The organism is Streptosporangium sp. DT93 (assembly GCF_049844535.1).
Lineage (GTDB): Bacteria > Actinomycetota > Actinomycetes > Streptosporangiales > Streptosporangiaceae > Streptosporangium.
Map to the genome: position 1 here is coordinate 465,307 of NZ_JBNCLF010000001.1, position 18,939 is coordinate 484,245.

The 18,939-nt window shown below is 71.6% G+C and carries 15 protein-coding genes; 9 read left to right on the forward strand and 6 right to left on the reverse strand.

What is annotated here, in order from left to right; genetic code table 11:
• Positions 1-147: 147 nt before the first annotated feature.
• The 7 genes from purD (at position 148) to ACLQ2R_RS02230 (ending at position 9,534) form a co-directional block, all read left to right on the forward strand.
• A complete protein-coding gene (gene purD / locus ACLQ2R_RS02200; RefSeq protein WP_425957553.1) occupies positions 148-1,392 on the forward strand; it encodes a phosphoribosylamine--glycine ligase in 1,245 nt (414 codons plus the stop codon).
• A 107-nt stretch (positions 1,393-1,499) separates the two neighbouring features.
• On the forward strand, positions 1,500-2,534 hold the full coding sequence (locus ACLQ2R_RS02205) for a hypothetical protein (protein WP_425957554.1): 1,035 nt from the start codon (positions 1,500-1,502) through the stop codon (positions 2,532-2,534).
• A gap of 57 nt (positions 2,535-2,591) precedes the next feature.
• Complete coding sequence (locus ACLQ2R_RS02210) at positions 2,592-4,205, forward strand: GmrSD restriction endonuclease domain-containing protein (RefSeq protein WP_425957555.1); 1,614 nt, start codon at positions 2,592-2,594, stop codon at positions 4,203-4,205.
• A complete protein-coding gene (locus ACLQ2R_RS02215; RefSeq protein WP_425957556.1) occupies positions 4,202-5,392 on the forward strand; it encodes a type II toxin-antitoxin system HipA family toxin in 1,191 nt (396 codons plus the stop codon). The genes ACLQ2R_RS02210 and ACLQ2R_RS02215 overlap by 4 nt, the downstream gene beginning before the upstream one ends.
• A gap of 257 nt (positions 5,393-5,649) precedes the next feature.
• A complete protein-coding gene (murA, locus tag ACLQ2R_RS02220) occupies positions 5,650-6,918 on the forward strand; it encodes a UDP-N-acetylglucosamine 1-carboxyvinyltransferase (RefSeq protein ID WP_425957557.1) in 1,269 nt (422 codons plus the stop codon).
• A gap of 282 nt (positions 6,919-7,200) precedes the next feature.
• Positions 7,201-8,433, forward strand: a complete 1,233-nt coding sequence (locus ACLQ2R_RS02225; protein WP_425958154.1) for a GTP cyclohydrolase IIa — start codon at positions 7,201-7,203, stop codon at positions 8,431-8,433.
• A gap of 144 nt (positions 8,434-8,577) precedes the next feature.
• Positions 8,578-9,534, forward strand: coding sequence for an EamA family transporter (locus ACLQ2R_RS02230; RefSeq protein ID WP_425957558.1), 957 nt, complete (start codon positions 8,578-8,580; stop codon positions 9,532-9,534).
• 79 nt (positions 9,535-9,613) lie between these two features.
• Here ACLQ2R_RS02230 and hisC read toward each other — a convergent pair whose 3' ends face one another.
• A complete protein-coding gene (gene hisC, locus ACLQ2R_RS02235) occupies positions 9,614-10,675 on the reverse strand; it encodes a histidinol-phosphate transaminase (RefSeq protein ID WP_425957559.1) in 1,062 nt (353 codons plus the stop codon).
• An 83-nt stretch (positions 10,676-10,758) separates the two neighbouring features.
• On the opposite strand from hisC, the gene ACLQ2R_RS02240 reads away from it, so the two are divergent.
• Positions 10,759-11,445 (forward strand): Uma2 family endonuclease, encoded by a 687-nt coding sequence (locus tag ACLQ2R_RS02240; RefSeq protein WP_425957560.1) that lies wholly within the window; start codon positions 10,759-10,761, stop codon positions 11,443-11,445.
• Positions 11,446-11,679: 234 nt separating this feature from the next.
• Here ACLQ2R_RS02240 and ACLQ2R_RS02245 read toward each other — a convergent pair whose 3' ends face one another.
• Positions 11,680-12,348 carry an NUDIX hydrolase gene (locus ACLQ2R_RS02245; protein WP_425957561.1) on the reverse strand — a complete coding sequence of 223 codons (669 nt, stop codon included), beginning with the start codon at positions 12,346-12,348 and terminating at the stop codon, positions 11,680-11,682.
• Between the two features lie 21 nt (positions 12,349-12,369).
• Positions 12,370-14,058 carry a DUF4434 domain-containing protein gene (locus ACLQ2R_RS02250; protein WP_425957562.1) on the reverse strand — a complete coding sequence of 563 codons (1,689 nt, stop codon included), beginning with the start codon at positions 14,056-14,058 and terminating at the stop codon, positions 12,370-12,372.
• Between ACLQ2R_RS02250 and ACLQ2R_RS02255 the strand changes: the two genes are divergently transcribed.
• Entirely contained in the window at positions 14,036-14,278 is a 243-nt protein-coding gene (locus ACLQ2R_RS02255; protein WP_425957563.1) for a hypothetical protein, read from the forward strand. The two genes, ACLQ2R_RS02250 and ACLQ2R_RS02255, sit on opposite strands and share 23 nt — an antisense overlap.
• A gap of 38 nt (positions 14,279-14,316) precedes the next feature.
• Here ACLQ2R_RS02255 and ACLQ2R_RS02260 read toward each other — a convergent pair whose 3' ends face one another.
• From ACLQ2R_RS02260 to ACLQ2R_RS02270, 3 genes are all read right to left on the reverse strand, one after another.
• Positions 14,317-15,405: a glycosyltransferase gene (locus ACLQ2R_RS02260; RefSeq protein ID WP_425957564.1), complete on the reverse strand. Its 1,089-nt coding sequence runs from the start codon at positions 15,403-15,405 to the stop codon at positions 14,317-14,319.
• A gap of 19 nt (positions 15,406-15,424) precedes the next feature.
• Positions 15,425-16,687, reverse strand: a complete 1,263-nt coding sequence (locus ACLQ2R_RS02265) for a nucleotide sugar dehydrogenase (protein ID WP_425957565.1) — start codon at positions 16,685-16,687, stop codon at positions 15,425-15,427.
• A gap of 129 nt (positions 16,688-16,816) precedes the next feature.
• Positions 16,817-18,835 carry a glycosyltransferase gene (locus ACLQ2R_RS02270; RefSeq protein WP_425957566.1) on the reverse strand — a complete coding sequence of 673 codons (2,019 nt, stop codon included), beginning with the start codon at positions 18,833-18,835 and terminating at the stop codon, positions 16,817-16,819.
• Positions 18,836-18,939 lie beyond the last annotated feature (104 nt).

An 18,939-nucleotide genomic window follows, 5' to 3' on the forward strand; every position in this document is an offset into this window, starting at 1 on the left:
CCGCCGCGCCCCCCCCCGCCCCCGCCCCCCCCCCCCCCCCCCCGGGCGCGGGCGCCCCCCCCCCCCCCCCCCCCCCCCCCCCCCCCCCCCCCCCGGCGACCGGCACGGATCCGGAGGACGGCCCGGCCAGACGATAGGCTCTGCCGGGTGCGCGTTCTTGTGATTGGATCCGGCGGGCGAGAGCATGCCCTGTGCCGGTCGCTGGCGGCCGACCCCCAGGTCACCGAGGTCCACTGTGCCCCGGGAAACGCGGGTGTCGCGCAGGTCGCGACCCTGCACCCGGTCGCCCCGGCCGATCCGGCCTCGGTCACCGGCCTGGCCCTGGAGCTCGGTGCCGACCTGGTCGTGATCGGCCCCGAGGCCCCCCTGGTCGCCGGGGTCGCCGACGCCGTCAGGCGGGCGGGCGTGCCCTGCTTCGGGCCCTCGCGCGAGGCGGCGCGGCTCGAGGGCTCCAAGGCCTTCGCCAAGGAGGTCATGGTCGCGGCGGGCGTGCCCACCGCGCGGTCGCGCACCTGCGTCACCCCCGGCGAGGCCGCCGCCGCGCTGGAGGAGTTCGGCACCCCGTACGTGGTCAAGGACGACGGCCTGGCGGCCGGCAAGGGCGTGGTGGTCACCGGCGACCGCGACGAGGCGCTCCGGCACGCCGCCGCCTGCGGCCGGGTCGTGATCGAGGAGTTCCTCGACGGCCCCGAGGTGTCGCTGTTCGCGCTCTGCGACGGCGCCACGGCCGTGGCGCTGCAGCCGGCCCAGGACCACAAACGCGCCTACGACGGCGACCGGGGGCCCAACACCGGCGGGATGGGCGCCTACACCCCCCTGCCCTGGGCCCCCGACGGCCTGGCCGAGCAGGTGATGGCCGAGACCGTCCTGCCGACGATGGCCGAGCTGGCCGCGCGGGGCACGCCGTACGCGGGCGTGCTCTACGTGGGGCTGGCCCTCACGTCCAAGGGCCCCAAGGTGATCGAGTTCAACGCCCGGTTCGGCGACCCCGAGACCCAGGTCGTCCTGGACCGGCTCCGCACGCCCCTGGCCTCCCTGCTGCTCGCCTGCGCGAACGGGACGCTCGCGCAGGAGGACCCGCTCTCCTGGCACGACGGCGCCGCGGTGACCGTGGTGATCGCGGCGGAGAACTACCCCGGCGAGCCGGTGCGCGGGGACGTGGTCGAAGGGGTGCCCGCCCCGGCCGGGAACGCCTACGTGCTGCACTCGGGCACCGCCCTCGACGGCGACCGCCTCGTCTCCGCCGGCGGCCGGGTCCTCAGCGTGGTCGGCACCGGCCCCGACCTGACCGCGGCGCGGGCGGCGGCCTACGAGGCCGTGGGGAGCGTCCGCCTGCGCGGCGCGCACCACCGCACCGACATCGCGGCCGGCGGCCTGACGAGCCAGGCGTAGCGCCCGGGACGAGCCGGGCGTGGCGCCCGGTCCGCATGCCCCGGCACGCCCGGGGCAGTCGGTGCCCGCCCCGCCCTCCTCACCGCCCCCGCCCCCCCGGAGGAACGATGTCGCTCGACCCCGCGTTACCCCCCGAGCGGATCGGCGACACCGGCGTGCTCCGCTGGCCCGGCACCTGGAGGGTGTACGTGGCCACCAGGAGCGAGGAGATCAGGGCCGACGCCGAGCGGGCGCTGACCATGCGCGACGAGGCGGGCCAGCTCGTCTCGGTGGGCGAGGGCATCGGCACGCACCTGGCCCGCGCGGAGACCTACGCGCGCAGCAGGCACGGCATCCGGCGCTGGCTGACCGGCCAGGCCGTCGAGGGCGCCTGGTCCAACGTCAACAGCGCGACCGTGATGCTCTACGGCGTGCTGCCGACGGCCGAACTGCGCGGGCGGGCACCGGAGGTGGCCGCGATCGGCCGGGCCTACCTGCCCGGCGACGACCCGCGGCTGGTCCACCTCCAGGCCAGGCTGGCCGTCGGGGACCTCGGGGAGGACGACCGGCCGCTGATGCAGTCGGTGCTGCGGGCGGCGTACACCGCGCAGGCGATGGAGACCGGGCGGGTCCGCAGCTTCCGCAACCTGCTGCTCGGCGGGGTGTTCATGCTGAGCCTGATCGTGCTGGGCGTGGTGGTCGTCGGCGCGATCTGGCCGCACGTCATCCCGATGTGCGGCGACCGGTCGGTGATCCGCGCCCAGGGGCTGATGCCGGCCCAGATCTGCCCCACCGGCGGCCTGGAGCCCGGCCACGGCGACGTCCCGCTGGTGGCCCTGATCGGCATGCTGGGCGCGGCGCTGGCCACCGCCGCGTCGCTGTCCACCCGCTCGGAGCTGTCCACCCGCTACTCGCTGGCCGTCGTGCAGAACCTCCTCAAGGCCCCGGCCGGGGTGGCCACCGCCGTGCTCGGGCTGCTGATCCTGAACTCGGGCTTCGTGCCGGGTTTCGCGGGGCTCGGCTCGCAGCCCGCGATCCTGGTCTGGGCGATGGCCTTCGGGTACGGGCAGCAGGTGGTGACCCGCTTCGTGGACCAGCGGGCCGACAGCCTCCTGTCTGCCGCCTCCCCGCTCACCGCCGCGGGAGGCGCGAGGAACAGGTAGCAGCAGGTAGAACCCGTGCCTTCCGCCTACCATTGATCAGGAAGCCGGGAGGTGGACATGGCCACGGTCGCTCGACCACTGGTGGAGCAGACGACGCCGAGGGAGCTCGTCGGATGGACGCTCTCCGGGCGCATCCGCTTCCCTCCCTTCCAGCGCTCCTACCGCTCGGAGCGTGACTTCGTCCTGAAGGTCTTCGACAGCCTCCTTCATGGCTATCCCATCGGGAACCTGATCGTTCTGCGACGCCCCGCCGACGCGGACACCCTCCGGGTGGGCCCTTTGACGATCACAGCGGACGCGAGACCGGACGCGTTCTGGGTGGTGGACGGCCAGCAGCGCCTCACCAGCCTGGTCGGGGCGCTCGCCGCTCCGGCGGAGACGTCCGACCCGCGGTTCCGGATCTTCTTCGATCCCAGGGAGAACGTGTTCGTCTCCGGCGACCGGCACCGGCCGGTGCCCGAGCACTGGTTTCCGTTGCCGAAGGCGTTGAGCACGGCCGAAACGCTCGCGTGGCAGCGCGAACGTCCCTGGCTCACCGACGCGGAACTGGCGCGGTGCCATGCCATGACGACGGCGATACGGGATCATCCCATCGCCATGTACGTCATCGAGGGCGACGGCGACACGACGCAGTACAGCCTGGTCTTCCAGAGGATCAACAGCTCCGGCGTCTCACTGCGACGCGACGAGCTCGACAACGCCCGCCGGGCCGCCTCCGAGGAGGGCGGCACCTCCGACCTGAGCATGCCCGCGTCGGCGGCGAAGCGGGCGGGCTTCGGCACGATTCCCGACGACCTCTTGACGCAGATGGTCCTCGGCGCACGGCGGGACGAGGCCCGTCCCGCCGATCTGGGCGGCGATGAAACCCGCCCCGACTCCCTCCACGTCGCCACGCGGGCGCTCGGGACGGTCATCGACTTCCTGCGGGACGAGGCGGGGATCCCGCACATCCGGCTTCTGCCCCGACCGTCCTTCCTGCCGGTCCTGGTGCGCTTCGCCGCACGGTTCGGTCCCCCGGAAGGACGAGCGGCCGAACTTCTCCGCCGTTGGATCTGGCGCGGCGCCGTTCTCGATCCGGCACCACGGAGTGCCGCCGCGGCGATGCGACGGTATGGCCAGGCCGTCGAGGACGACCCCCTGGCCAGTGCGGATCGCCTGCTCGGCCTGCTTCCGCCCGACAACGGCTGGGAACCGGACCTCACCGCGATACGACGTGATCAGGCACGGACGAAGATCAATATCCTTGGGATGTCGTCCCGTCGCCCCCGGATTCTCGCCGCGCCGGAGGACCCCGACGACGCGGTCGGCACGATCGCAGACCTGAGCGGGCTCGTGGAACAACGTGGCAACCCGCTGCTTCCGATCGTGACCGAACGCGGCGGGATCTTCGACACCGTGGCCAACCGCCTTGTCCACCCCCGGAACATCTCCGTCGAAGACCTTCACCGAGCTCTGTTCCACGGGTCGTCCGATCCCGAGATCCTTGAAAGCCACTTCATCGACGACGAAGGGCTGGGACTCTGGCAGAGGCGTGACCGGCAGGGCTTCGTGGCCCACCGGGCGGAACTCGTCCGCGTGGCCATCGCCGAGCACGTTCAGGACAACGCGCTGTTCGGCTTTCCCGACGGTCCCGACCCGACCGTACTGACCACCATCGGAAACATCGGATGACTGAGGGCATCACGACCGCTTATGTGCTGCTCGGAGACAGGCCTGTCGGCGTGCTGGAGCAAAGAGCGGGGAAGGTCCGGTTCCAGTATCTGGACCGTGCGGCGGACAGGCCCGTACTCGGACTGCACTACGAGTACAACCCGCGGAAGATCGAGAAGGCCGTCGGGGGGCGGTTGCCACCCTGGTTCGGAAACCTCCTGCCGGAACCGGAGTCGGGGCTGCGCCGTCTCGTCACGGCCCAGCTCGGGCTCAAGTCCGTCAGTGACTTCACCCTGCTGGTCCATCTCGGCCGTGACCTGCCGGGAGCCGTGCGGGTGATCGGCGACACGGCGATCGCCGAGAGCGTGCCCGGACACGAGGGCCTCCGCACGGACGCGCAGAAGATGAGCTTCTCCCTCGCCGGAATGCAGGTGAAGCTCTCGATGGCGCGTACACCGCGAGGTTTCCGGTACGTCGGTGTCGGCGGTGACTGGATCGTCAAGTTCCCGAGCTCGCGTCACGATCTCCTTCCGGAGAACGAACACTCCATGATGACCTGGGCGGCGCTCGCCGGCGTCGAGGTGCCGGATCACACGCTGGTACCGGTGAACGATCTCGAGAACGTGCCCCCCGAGCTTGACGTCCCCGGGCAGCGGGCCTTCGCGATCCGGCGATTCGACCGCGACGACGGCCTGCGTGTCCACCAGGAGGACTTCGCCCAGGTCTTCGGGATGCTTCCACAGGAGAAGGAACGAGGTCGGGCCGAGGACGTCGGCAAGGTCATCCAGCGCGAGTGTCCCGAGCATCTCGAGGAATACGTCCGACGGGTGACGGCGTGCGTGGTGATGGGAAACACCGACGAGCACCTCAAGAACTGGTCGCTGCAGTATCCGGACGGACGCCGGCGCCGGTTGTCCCCCGCCTACGACCTCGTCTGCGTGACCTCCTACCAGGCCTTCAGGAGGGACGTGCTGACCCTGCCCGTGGCCGGGCAGCCCGACACCAGGTACATCACACTGGACCACTTCCGCGCCTTCGCCGAAGCGGTCGAGGCCGATCCGGCCGTGGTCGCGGAGACCGTACGGCGGACCGTTCACGCTCTGGCCGACTCGTGGCCGAAGGTCAGGCGGGAGTGCCCGGTGCCACCGTTCGTCGCCGCGCACATCGACGAGCGGCTACGAATCCTTCCCCTGGTCGGAGAGGCCTGAGAACGCCGGCGAACGGCGGTCTCCTCCCCGGGCCGGACGGGCTCCCGGAGCACAGGAAAGGCCTGGGCCCGGCGTGACCTGCGGGCGGGCGGCGATCATCGCGCGGAGGGAGAGAGGGACTCATCGGCCGCTCAAGGGGTAGTTCACCACCGAAGTGGCCGGTTAGGGGGCATCCAACGGCTACTGTTGGCCGATACCTTCGGCTGCCGCCCCGCGCCACACGAATCACCAGAAATCACTCCCAAGGAGCATTACGCATGGTCCGTTACCGCGTGCGCGGTGGCAACCCACTTCGTGGAACCGCCTTCATCCAGGGTGCCAAGAACGCCGTTCTTCCCATGATCGGCGCCGCGCTGCTGGCGTCCAGGGGGCGCACGGTCCTGCGCAACGTCCCCATCATCGAGGACGTGCGGCGCGCGGTCGAGCTGGCCCAGATCGTCGGCGCCACCGTCGAGCTCCACGAGGCGGAGCGCACCCTGGTGATCGACGCCTCGACGCTGAGCAGCCCGGTGCTGCCCGCGGAGATCGCCCGCCGCTTCCGCGGCTCGGTGCTGTTCGTGCCCGCCCTGCTGCACCGCCTCGGTGAGGCGATCATCGAGGGCGTGGGCGGCTGCAATCTCGGCAGCCGCAACCTCGACTTCCACTACCTGGGCTACAAGCGCCTGGGCGCGATCGTGGACGAGGGCGACTCGGTCATCCACGTCAAGTCGGCGGGCCTGACCGGCGCCACCCTGTACCTGGACACCCCCTCGCACACCGGCACCGAGAACCTGATCATGGCCGCCGCCCTGGGGCGCGGCACCACCGTGATCGAGAACGCGGCGCTGGAGCCCGAGGTGCTCGACGTGATCGAGATGCTCTCCCGGATGGGCGCGAGGATCAGTGGTGGCGGCACCGGCTTCATCACCGTGGAGGGCGTCGAGGAGCTCCAGGCCGTCGAGCACACCGTGATGCCGGACCGTCTCGACGCGGGCGTGTTCGCGATGGCCGCCGCCATCACCGGCGGTGAGGTCAACCTGGTCGGCGCCGACCTCGACCACCTCGGCGTGGTCCGCTACAAGCTGGAGCAGATGGGCGTGGAGTTCGCCGAGCACGGCGCCGTGCTCCACGTGCGCAGGGACCGCCCGCTGCGGCCGATCAACGTCATCACCGACACCTACCCCGGGTTCGCCACCGACCTGCAGTCCCCGATCATGACGGTCGCCTGCCTCGCCGACGGCGCCAGCTACATTCATGAACGCATCTTCGACGGCCGTTTCGCCCTGGCCTCAGAACTGAACAAGATGGGCGCCGATATTGAAGTGAAAGAGAACAGCGCGGTCGTTCGCGGCGCCACTCCACTCACCGGAACGCAGGTGACCGCCCACGATCTGCGCTCGGGAATCGCCCTCGTGCTCGCCGGGCTCGCCGCCGAAGGGGAGACCGTGATCGAGTCGGGATATCTCATCGACCGGGGGCACTCTTATCTGGCCGAGCGTATGCAGTCCCTGGGGGCCGACGTGCGGCGAGAGATTTCTGCATCGTAATCCTCGGGTTTGAGCCGCTCAAAAACCGCTCTGACCTGTGTAAACGGTGCCAGTCATGGCTTTAACCCGGAAGTACCTTCCGGAATTGGCCGCAAAACGGGCGTGACATTACGGCCCTCGCGAGCGATCGTTCCAAAAGAGAGCCGAAAACAAACGGACGGCATGATGGGACGAACATTGGTCGAGCGGGGCGAAGAAGCGCCACGAGTGTCACGCCCGGGTGCCCTCACACCGGATCTCACCATCGGTGTGGTGGGCCCCCATGACCTCGTCGAACGGGTGATGTTGATGGGGCACGCGGCCGCCCCGTTACCCTGCCGCCTGGTGGCGGCGGCGTACCGTGACGAGCAGGAGGCCGCGGACAAGGTCACCCGGCTGGGAGCCGGGGTGGACGCGTGCCTGTTCGCCAGCCCGGTCCCCTACGACCTGGCCCGGCGATCAGGAGTGCTGACGATGCCCGCGACGTACGTCCAGCTCGGCGGCGCGGCACTGATCGCCGCGCTGGCGAGGGCGGCACTGGACGAGCGGATGGATCCGCGCAGGGTCAGCATCGACGTGCTGAGCAGAGCCGAGGTCGAGGAGGCCTACAACGATCTGAACCTTCCCTCCGGGGACGTACAGAGCCGCGACGAGCCGGGAGCCACCGGCACGATCGCGGCCTTCCACGAACGCCTCGCCCGCCAGGGCAGTACGAGCGGGGCGCTCACCTGCCTGCCCGCGGTCGCCGACCGCCTCCAGACCGCCGGGGTGCCCGTGGTCAGGATCCGCCCGACCTCCGCCGCGGTGCGCACGGCTCTGCACACGGCGGCCCTGCTGGGCGCCCACCACCGGCTGGAGGAGTCGCAGCTCACCGTGGTCCTGGTGGAGGTGCCCACGCTGCGCGAACCGGTCCGCCGGGCCGCGCCGCGCTACTGGCGCGACGAGCTCCGGCTCTCCCTGCACCGCCTGCTGGTGCAGGAGGCGAACCGGATCAACGCGTCGGTCACCGCGGTGGACGACCACAGCTACATGGTCACCGCCACCCGCGGCGCGGTGGCCGCGGCCACCGAGGGGTTCCGGGTCCTGCCGTTCGCGGCGCGGGTCCGTGACGAGCTCGGCCTGGCGGTCGAGGTCGGGGTCGGCATGGGCCGTACCACCCACGACGCCGAGTCGCACGCCAGGGCCGCGCTGGCGCGCACCCAGGCGGGCAAGCAGGCCCAGGGGTTCGCGGTCGACCGGGAGGGCAGGGCTCTTATCCCCGCGCCCAGGATGCCTCCCCAGGGCACGGGCCCGCTCAAGCCCAAGGGCGTGGAGGTGCTCGCCCGGCTGGCGGCCAAGCTGGAGGGCGGGGACACGGTGGTGGACGCGGAGGGCGCCGGCAAGATGCTGGGCGTCACCCCGCGTACGGCACGGCGGTTGCTGCGCACGCTGGTAGACGAGGGACTCGCGTGGCCGCTCCCGCCGAACCGCACACCGCAGCCGGGACGCCCCCGGCAGCTCTACCGGCTGATCGTGGAGAAGCTCGGCACCCGCTGAGCTGCTCGTACCGCCGGTTCTCACGACCGGGAGGATTCCGCCGCGTCCGGCAGGCGGAACCTCCCTGGTCGGGATCTCGTCGCGGATTCGAGGACCGAAACCCGCCACAGGGGTCGCCGCGACGAGCCGCTATTGTCATGAGCCATGGGTCAAGACAGTGCTGACAGCCGCAAGAGGCTCCTCGTCTGGGGTGCCCTGGCGATCGTGTACGTGGTGTGGGGTTCCACCTACCTGGCGATCAGGATCACCATCGAGACGATCCCGCCGCTGCTCAGCGGGGCCGGCCGGTTCCTCACGGCCGCGCTCGTGCTCGGCGTCGCGGTACGCCTGCTGAAGGGCCGCGAGGCCTTCCGGATGACCTGGAGGCAGGCGGGCGGGGCCGCCCTGGTCGGCCTGCTGCTGCTGAACGGCGGCAACGGCATGGTCGCCGTGGCCGAGCAGCACATCTCCAGCGGGCTGGCGGCCCTGCTGGTGGCGTCGGTGCCGCTCTGGCTGGTGATCCTCAGGCTGCTGACCCGGGACCGGCCCAAGATCCTGACGCTCGCCGGGGTGCTCGTCGGGTTCGGCGGGGTGGCGGCGCTCTCGCTGAACGGCGGCGGCAGCGCGGCCGACGGCACCGGCATCGCGATCATCCTGCTGGCGTCGCTGTCCTGGTCGGTCGGCTCGTTCCTGTCGTCGCGCATCCCCATGCCCGCCGACCCCTTCGCCGCGAGCACCGTCGAGATGGCCGTGGGCGGCGCCGGGCTCGCGCTGAGCGCGGCCCTCCTGGGAGAGCACGTGGACCTCGCCGCCGTCTCCTCCCGCTCGTGGGTCGCGCTGGCCTACCTGATCCTGGTCGGATCGCTGATCGGCTTCACCGCGTACGTGTGGCTGCTGGGCAACGCCCCGATCTCGCTGGTGTCCACCTACGCCTACGTCAACCCCGTCGTGGCGGTGCTGCTGGGCGCCCTGGTGCTGAGCGAGCCGGTCACCGGTTCGATGGTCGCGGCCGGCGTGGTGATCGTCATCGGGGTCGCCCTGGTGGTCTCCACAGAGCGCCGCGGGAAGGCCGGGCCGCCCGAAACGCCCGAGAAGCCCCTGCAGGAGCCCGCCGCCGTGTGACCCCGCCCCGGGGCCGCGCGGGCCGGGAGCGGGACCACACGGCCTCCGGGCGGGGTCACACCGGGCGTCGCGGACGCGGTCAGGCGTTGCGGAAGGCCGCGGCGACGGCCAGGAAGGTGTCGTTGGCCTCGGGGTCGCCGATGGACACCCGGGCACCCTCGCCGGCGAAGGGCCGCACCGCGACCCCCTCGGCGGCGCACGCCTCGGCGAAGTCGAGCGTACGCTCGCCCAGCCGGAGCCAGACGAAGTTGGCCTCGCTCACCGGCACCTCCCAGCCCTGGGAGATCAGCGTCTCACCGACCCGGCCGCGCTCCTTGACCACGGCGTCGACCCGCTCCATCAGCTCGTCCCCGGCGGCCAGCGAGGCGATCGCGGCGGCCTGGGCGAGGTGGTTCACCGCGAACGGGACGGTCGTCTTGCGGACCGCGGCGGCGATCGGCTCACCGCCGATCAGATACCCCACCCGCAGCCCGGCCAGCCCGTACGCCTTGGAGAAGGTGCGCAGCACGGCCACGTTCGGCCGCTCGCGGTAGACGGTGAGCCCGTCGGTGACCCCGGGGTCCCTGACGTACTCGCGGTAGGCCTCGTCCAGCACGACGAGCACGCCCTCGGGCACCCGCTCCAGGAACGCCTCCAGCTCCGCCGCCTGGACGACCGTGCCGGTGGGGTTGTTCGGGTTGCACACGAAGATCATCCTGGTGTGCGGGGTGATCGCGTCGGCCATGGCGTCCAGGTGGTGCGTCTCGCCCAGCAGCGGGACCCGCACCGAGGTCGCCCCCGCCAGGTCGGCCAGGAGCGGGTACGCCTCGAAGGAACGCCACGCGTAGATCACCTCGGCGCCCGGCTCGCTGACGGTCTCGAAGAGCTGCTGGGCCACCGTCACCGAGCCCGCGCCCAGCGCCACGTGCTCCGCCGGCACCCCGTGGTGCTCGGCGAGCGCCTCGGTCAGCGCCGTCGCCGCAGGATCGGGGTAGCGGTGCATCGTGGTCGCGGCCCGGGCGACCGCCTCGACGACCGAGGGCAGGGGCTCGTAGGGGGACTCGTTGGAGGAGAGCTTGTAGGAGCGGCCGTCGGCTGACACCACGGCCTTACCCGCCCGGTAGGCGGGCATCGTGTCCAGGATCGCACGGAAACGAGGCATGGCCTTACTTTAGGAGCAGCGGGCGGATGGGGCATCATCCTGTAACACTGGAGGTGAGAGGCATGCCCGACCGGGAGGACGACATGAGCATCGCACCACTGGCCGAGAGGCCAAGCTCCGAGGCGCCCGAGGCCGAGGCGCCGGACGCCGGGGAGCCGGACGCCGGGGCGGAGTCGCCCGAGGCGAGCTCACCCGAGCGTGAGCCGCTTCCCGCCTGGGTGTTCCCCCCCAAAAGGGGCTTCGTGGCCGGTGACCTCGACCGACTTCGGGGGATCCCTCCGCACACGGAACTCGTCGATGGCACTCTCGTCTTCGTGAGCCCCCAGACCCGTTTCCACTCGCTGATCGTGGATCTCCTCATTTACGCGCTACGCCAAGCGATCCCGTCCGGCCTGCGTGCTCGTAGGGAGATGACCGTGACGCTCGGAAAGCGTCAACGCCCCGAGCCCGACATCATGGTGACCCGGGCCGACGGTGACCGGGACCGGAAGCAGACCACCTACCGGCCGGAGGACGTCGTCCTCGCCGTCGAGGTCGTCTCCGCCGAGTCGGAGGTCCGCGACCGTGAGCGCAAGCCCGTCATCTACGCCCAGGCGGGCATCACCCACTTCTGGCGGGTCGAGGAACAGGACGACCGCCCGACCGTCTACGTCTACGAGCTCGACCCGGCGACCCGGACCTACGCGCTCATGAGCATCCACCACGACCGGCTGAAGGTCAGCGTCCCGTTCGACGTCGACGTCGACCTGACGGAGATCGACGACCTCTGAGCGGCGCTCCCCGTCCGTCGAGGGACTCCCCGGCTCACCGTGAGAGAGTCCCGCTCCGCGTCGGTCGTCGCCCGGATGCTTTCGGTCCCGGTCACTCCCCGGGCATCGGGGCGGGGCTCCCCCCTCGGGCCCAGAGGCCCAGAAGGTCAGAGGCCCAGCAGGTCGGCAGGTCAGGGTCACACCTTCCAGGACCCTCGCGTGGGGAAACCTTCCCCACCCGCCCGGCTCTCCCGGTCACTCCCTCAGGGAGCGCAGCATCGGGGGATGGAGCATCACCGCGGGGCCGCGGCGGTAGAGCTTGGCCGGGCGGCCTCCGTCGCGGGTGGTGGTGGCGCCGGTGGTGATCAGGAAACCCTCGGCCTTGGTGACCTTGCGGTGGAAGTTGCGCGGGTCCAGGACCCGGCCCCACACGATCTCGTAGACCCGGCGCAGCTCGGCGACGGTGAACTCGGGCGGGCAGAAGGCGGCGCCCAGCGGGGTGTACTCCAGCTTGGCGCGGGCCCGCTCGATCCCGTCGACCATGATCCGCCGGTGGTCGAAGGCCATCTCGCGCAGCAGCGCCGAGACCGGCTGCCAGCTCATGTGCGCCTCGGTGGAGGCCGGCAGGTCCGGGGCCAGGCCCAGGTAGGCCACGCTCAGCACGCGCTGGCGCGGGTCCCGGTCGGGGTAGCCGTAGGTCTGCAACTGCTCCAGGTGCACGGGGGCGCCGGGCAGGCCCGCCCGTTCGGCGAGCACCCGGGCCGCGGCGGCCGGCAGGTCCTCGTCGAGCTGGATGAAGCCGCCTGACAGGGCCCAGCGTCCCTCGTACGGCGGGTTGTCGCGCCGCCAGACGAGTGCGCTCAGCACCTGGCAGCGCACCGTGAGGACGACCAGGTCCACGCTGACGGGAATGCGCGGAACCATGGCAGGCACGTTACACCCCGGTCATGCCTGCGCGCGGACGTGCAGCGGCCCGGCGGCGGCACGTCCGTCGGGCGAGATGACCGTGATGTGGATCCAGGTGCCCTCGGGCACCCGGGACCAGTCGAACGGGATCCACGCCGTCCGCATCCCCAGCGGCAGGTCCGGCGGCGGCGCGGTCAGGTCCACCCCGGCCACGGCGACGACCTGCGGCTCCTCGCGCCCCTCCCAGGTGATCGAGACCGTGGAGCCCATCGGGATGCCGTACCCGCGGATCTCCACGCCGTCCTGGATGTCGCGCCGCACGCGGACCGCGTCGGCCGCGATGGGCCGGTCGTGGTCGCGGGCGATCTCCTCGGCCAGGGACGGCGAGCCGCAGGTGTAGAAGTCGCTCCACATGTAGGAGACGACCTTGGAGACGTAGCGCCCGACCTGGGTGACGGCCGTGTCCAGCCGTTCCTTGTCGGTGCGTCCCCGGCCGGAACCGGCGGCGCACGGCTCCTCCTCGCCGCCGGAGGGCTCGAACGACTCGACGTTGGCCCAGAGCTGCACGTCGTAGCCCTGCTCGATCATCCTGTTGCGGGCCAGGAACATCTCCCGGTAGTAGTCGCGGGTCGAGCCGTGGTAGGCGTCGCCGTTGGTCTGCCCGTCGACGACCGTCCGCAGCCGCGCGTCGACCTTCTCGTCGCGCTCGTCCGGCCAGAACAGCCCGACCTTCCCGGTGCCCCGGCTGTCCTGCGGCGCGACGATCCCGACGCCGGTCCTGGCCAGGGCCTCGAATCCCCGGGCGACCTGCTTGGGGGTGGCGCTGAACGGCCGCTTCTTGCGCGCGTCGAGGTAGGGGCTGACCAGGACGGGCCTGCCGGGCATCTCCTGCTCGACGATGCCGTGCTGGGAGGCGTACACCTTGAGCGTGGGGTGGTCCTTCTCGTCGTCGCCGGAGTAGGTCATGTCGCGCATCTGCAGCTCGAACGGCTGGTAGAAGCCGCCCAGCGACGCGCGGTCCTGGAAGCGGGCGCCGTAGTCCTGCAGGATGCGCCGGGTGAGGGTGGTGAGCGTGTCGGTGCCCTGCTTGGCGGCGCGGGTCTTCTGCGCCGGGTCGCGGGGGGCGAGCGGCAGCGCGGGGAAGACCTTCACCCCGAACCTGTCGCCGAGGTCGAGCAGCTCGGTGAGGCTGTCCTCGTGCGCGGCGGCGATCAGGATCACGTGGTAGCCGCGCCCCTTGGCACCGATGTTCGCGCAGTTCGCGTCGTCGGTGCCGTCGTCGGTGGCGACGAGCCGGTAGAACACGGTCTTATCGGTGACGATCTTCCGTTCGAACTCGGGGCAGCGGAACAGGCCGGGGCCGAACGCCTCGTCGGTCCGGTAGACGAACGTCCAGCTCACCCGGTTGCCCGGGTTGGCGGCCTTGAGGTCGTTCTCTGCCGCCAGCGCGCACGGCACCCCGTCCTCCTCGCAGGGCTCGTAGCGCGCGTCGACCTCGTCGCCGTCGCCGTTCAGCACCCGGCCGTCGCCGTCGAGCCTGCGGGCCTGCAGCCCCCAGCCGATCCGGATCACGGTGTCGCCGCCCACCTCGTGGATGGCCCGGAACTGCCGCCGCCAGGTGCAGTGGTCGGCGGTGGGGATCAGCCAGTACCCGGTGACCGCGTACGGCGCCCGGGTGGCCGTGTCGAACGTTCCACACGGGTCGGTGAACTCCGTCGTGTCGGGCACCGGCGCGGAGGGGGACACGGACGACGAGGACGGTGAGGGTGCCGAGGACGCCGAGGACGCCGAGGACGCAGACCGGGAGGAGGCCGCCGACGTGCTCCGGCCGTCCGGGGAGCCGTCCCCGGACGGCGTGATCATCACGAACGCCGCCACGGCGACGAGGATCGCCGCGCCCAGGAAAGCGATGAGCCAGCGCACGTTCAGGACACTACCGTTCTCGTGATCAGGCAGACATAAGGAGTTCGGTCGTGCGGGACGCCGTCAGCTCTTGACGCCCGCCCACGCCTCCAGCTGGGCGACGAAACGGCGGGCCGAGTTGGGCCAGTGGTGGTTCGCACGGGCCGCCGCATACCCGCGGGCGCCCCGCGCATGCCGATCCCGGACGTCGTCGCGCAGGGAGAGCACGGCCTGGGCCACCGCCTTGGGATCGCGCCAGGGCACGACCAGGCCGCTGTCGTAGCGCTCCACCAGTTCCACCGCGCGCGGCGACGGGGTGGTGATCACCGGGATGCCGTGGGCCATGTACTCCATGATCTTCGTGGGCATGGAGTGCCGGTAGTTGGGCTCGTCGTGCAGCAGCGACAGGCCGGCCAGCGCGCCGTCGAGCCGCTTGAGCGCCTCGTCGTTGGGCATGAAGTCGCGCCACTCCAGCACGCCCTCGGCCACCGCCTCGTTCAGCGCCGGCCGGGACTGCGGGTCGGCGTAGCCGATCAGCTCGACCGCCACCCGGTACGGCTGGAGCAGCCGGCCCACCTCGATGGCCTCGCGCACCCCGCGCGCCTCCGACAGCCACCCCAGGTAGACGACGCGGTCGTCGCCGGGCGGGGTCACCTCGTCGGGCACCCAGGTCTCGTTGGGGACCACCAGGTGCGCCCGGCGGAACCGCCCGGCGTAGGCGGTCTCGGCCAGCAGCAGGTGCAGGTGCCGCTCGGCCGTGCCCTCCAGCAGCCGGGCCAGGAAACGCACCGGCGGTCGCAGGAACGCCGGGAGCCAGGGCTTCAGCGAGAGCGTGGCCGGGGTGTCCTCGTGGACGTCCCAGACCACCGGGGGCCGCCCGCGCACGCCCACGACCGCGAGCAGCAGCTCGGGGTCGTGGACGACCACGAGGTCGACCTCGCCGCGCATCCTCTTGAAGACCTTGCGGGCGGCGCGGACGGCCGACAGCCGCTTGCGCTCCGCGGCGCGGGGGAGGTCGACGCCGTTGACCCAGGAGCGGGCCATCACGCCCCGCGCCGTGTACGGGGCCGCGTACGTGACCTCATGACCGGCGTCCACGAGCGCGCGGATCTGCCGGTGCAGGATCCGGGCGTCCTCGGGGTGATGCACCACCGTCATGACGAGCACGTGCACTGCGCGCAGCCCTCCGTCGCTAGAGCCGCTCGACGCGTTCACCCTCGGCGAGCACGCCGCGGGTGTCGAGCACGAGCTTGCCGTGGTCCTCGACGACGGACAGGTCGAAGGCGGCGTGCTGCTGGAGCAACAGCGTCACGTCGGCTTCGGCGACCGCCGTCGCGAGGTCTTCCTCGCGCGTCACCTGAACGTCGTCGACCCGCCACTCCTTGACGTAGGGGTCGACGAAGACCAGTTCCGCGCCCAGTTCCAGCAGCGCCCGAGCGACCGGCAGCGCCGGGGTCTCACGCTCGTCGGCGATGTCGGGCTTGTAGGTCACACCGAGCAGCACCACGCGCGAGCCGTTGACGGGCTTGCGCTGCCGGTTGAGCAGGCGCTGCACGCGGGCCACCACGTACGACGGCATCCGCTCGTTGATCTCCTGGGCCAGCTCGACGAACCGGAACGGGTAGCCGAGCTTGCGGACCGTGTAGGAGAGGTAGGACGGGTCGACCGGGATGCAGTGCCCGCCGACGCCGGGGCCGGGGAGGAACTTCTGGAAGCCGAACGGCTTGGTGGCCGCGGCCTCGATGGACTCCCACAGGTCGACGCCCAGCTCGTCGCAGAAGATGGCCATCTCGTTGACCAGGGCGATGTTGACGTGCCGGTAGGTGTTCTCCAGCAGCTTGGCCATCTCGGCCTCGCGGGTGCCGCTGACCGGCACGACCTGCTCGACGAAGCGGGCGTAGAACGCGACCGCGCGCTCCCTGCAGGCGGGGGTGTAGCCGCCGACGACCTTGGGGGTGTTGCGCAGGCCGTACTTGGGGTTGCCCGGGTCGATGCGCTCGGGCGAGAAGGCGAGGTGGAAGTCGGTGCCCGCGGTCAGGCCGGAGGTCTCCAGGATGGGACGGGCGACCTCGTCGGTGGTGCCGGGCCAGGTGGTGGACTCCAGGACGACCAGCGTGCCCGCGCGCAGGTTGCGGGCGACGGTGCCGGTGGCACCCTCGACCGACGACAGGTCGGGGCGGTGGTCCTCGTCCAGCGGGGTCGGCACGCAGATGACGACGGCCGCGCTGTCGGACAGCACGGTCTCGTCCAGCGTGGCGGTGAACCCGGCCGCCAGCATGTGCTCCAGGTCGGCGTCGGTCAGGTCGTCGATGTAGGACCTGCCGGCGTTGAGAGCCTCGACCTTGTCGGGGTCGAGGTCCAGGCCGACGACCCGCAGACCCGCCGCCGTGGCCTCCTTGGCCAGGGGCATGCCGACGTAGCCCAGACCGATGACTGCCAGGTCGTAGGCAGTCACAGGATGACCTTGGAAAGCCGGAAACAACACTTCATGGTCGCAAAGGCTATCTCAAGTACGAACGAGCCACGCCTAATGCGATTGAACCCATCGCAAACGGACGGCATCCCCGTTACCAACATGAGACCATCAACCGGCGATCGATTGGTAAATGTCACGGTACGTGGCTGCGATGCGGCTCCACGTCCGCTTGGCCGCGACCTCGGCCCGTCCGGCCTCGCCCATCTCGGCCCTGCGCGCGGGGTCGTCCCGGAGCCCGGCGATGGCCTTGGCCAGCGCCTCCGGGTCCCCCGCGGGCACCAGCAGCCCGGCGCCCTCCGAGCCGACCAGCTCCGACAGCGCCGGCAGGTCGCTGAGCACCACCGGCTTGCCCAGGGCCATCGCCTCGACCGGCTTCAGCGGCGTGACCAGACGGCACACCCGCAGGTCCTCGCGGGGACAGACGAAGATGTCGATGGCCGCCTGGGCCTGCAGCGCCTCGTCCGGGCCGACGCGACCGGGCAGGATCGCGACGTCGCCCAGACCGAGCTCCTCGATCTGCTCCAGCAGGGCCGGGCGCTCGGCGCCGTCCCCGACGAGCAGCACCCTGACCGGCGCCCCCTCGTCGCGCAGCAGCGCGGCTGCGTTGATCATGGTGGCGAAGCCCTCGTAGGCCACGATGCTGGAGACCGAGCCCATCACGATCTCACCGGGCTCGATGCCGTACGCCGCACGGAAGGCCGCGCCGTCGTACTCGGCGGCGAGCAGCGCGTCGTCCACCGCGTTCGGCGCGAGATAGATCTTCTCCCGGGGCACGCCGCGTTCGGCGATCTCCGTGGCCATCGTCTCCGCCAGGGTGACGACCGCGTCGGCCGAGCGCATGATGAACGCCTCGCGGTCACGCTGGAGCAGGTGCCGCTGGCTGCCGACCCGCTTGGGGTCGCGGGAGGCCCAGGTCTCCTCCAGGAAGCCCCGGACCTCGTACACCATGGGGGTGCCGGTCCGCTCGCGCACCGCCAGCGCCACCGAGCCGTTGCGGTGGTCGGTCGCGGCGTGCAGCACCTGCGGCCGCAGGGTCCGCACCAGCTCGGTCACCTCCCCGGCGCCCCGGATCATGCGCCCGTGGCTCTCGAAGGGCACCTCGCCGCTGGGGATCAGCCGGTGGTAGGGGATGCCGTCGATCTCCTCGTACGGCGTCGCGTCGGCGTGGCCCTGCATCATCGGCCAGCCCCAGCTCGTCACCACGTGCGGGTCCAGGCCGGCGGCCTTCTGCGAGGTGACGATCCGGTGCGTGCGGACGGTGTACCCGGCCTGCGTGTACGGCAGCGCGTTGGTCACGCAGTGCAGTACCCGGCCGGGGAACCGCTCTCCCACGATCACCTTGCCCTTGGGCGGGATCGGGTTCGGCTGGATCGCGGCCAGCTCGCCCGCGTAGTAGGCGGCCCGGCGCTTGATGAACGGGTAACGGGTGTGCCCCTGCAGCACCGTGACGGCCTCGCTCATCCGGCCGGAGTCGAAGTGCTCCTTCGCCTCGGCCCAGGGGCCCTTCACCATGCGCATGCCGAGCTTGCGGACGACGATCCTGGCCTGGCGCGCGACCGGCCAGGCGAACCGGCCCACGATCGGGCGGACGCGCGGCGGCAGCGTCTCGGCGGCGGCCTGCGCCACCCGTACCGGGTCGGACTTGACCTTCGTCGCCACGACGCGGGAGACGATCACCGGGTGCTGGACGAAGCCCTTGAGCAGGCCGCGCAGGCCGGCGCGGGACGACTTGGCCGACACCGAGGGGACGCCGGTCACCTGCGAGGCGTCCGCCACGGGGGAGACCGGTTCGACGGTGACCTTGCCGGGGTCGGCGTCGTCGAGGGGGGTCTCGGAGGGGGTGGGGGTGCCGGGGGCGTGGTCTTCGGGGTCCTGCGGCGGGTCCGTGTCCGTGGCCTGCGGCGGGTCCGCGTCCGGGGTGTGCGGCGGGTCCGTGTCCGTCTTCGGGATCTGCGGCGCGTCCGCGTTCGGGGTGGGCTCGTCCGCGTTCGGGGTGGCGGCGTCCGTCTCGGCACCCGTGGGCGGTTCTACGGCCGGGGATGTCGCCTCGGTGGGTGCCGTGGCCTCAGGAAGGGACGTCGCCTCACCCTCGGGGGGAGACGTCGCCTCGACTGCCGAGGGCGTCACCGGCGGGTACGGGCTCGACGGAACCGAGGACGTCGTCCGGCCCGGTGGCTTCGCCGGGGCCGAGTTCGCCGGAACCGAGGGGGAGTCTGGCCTGCTGGCATCGG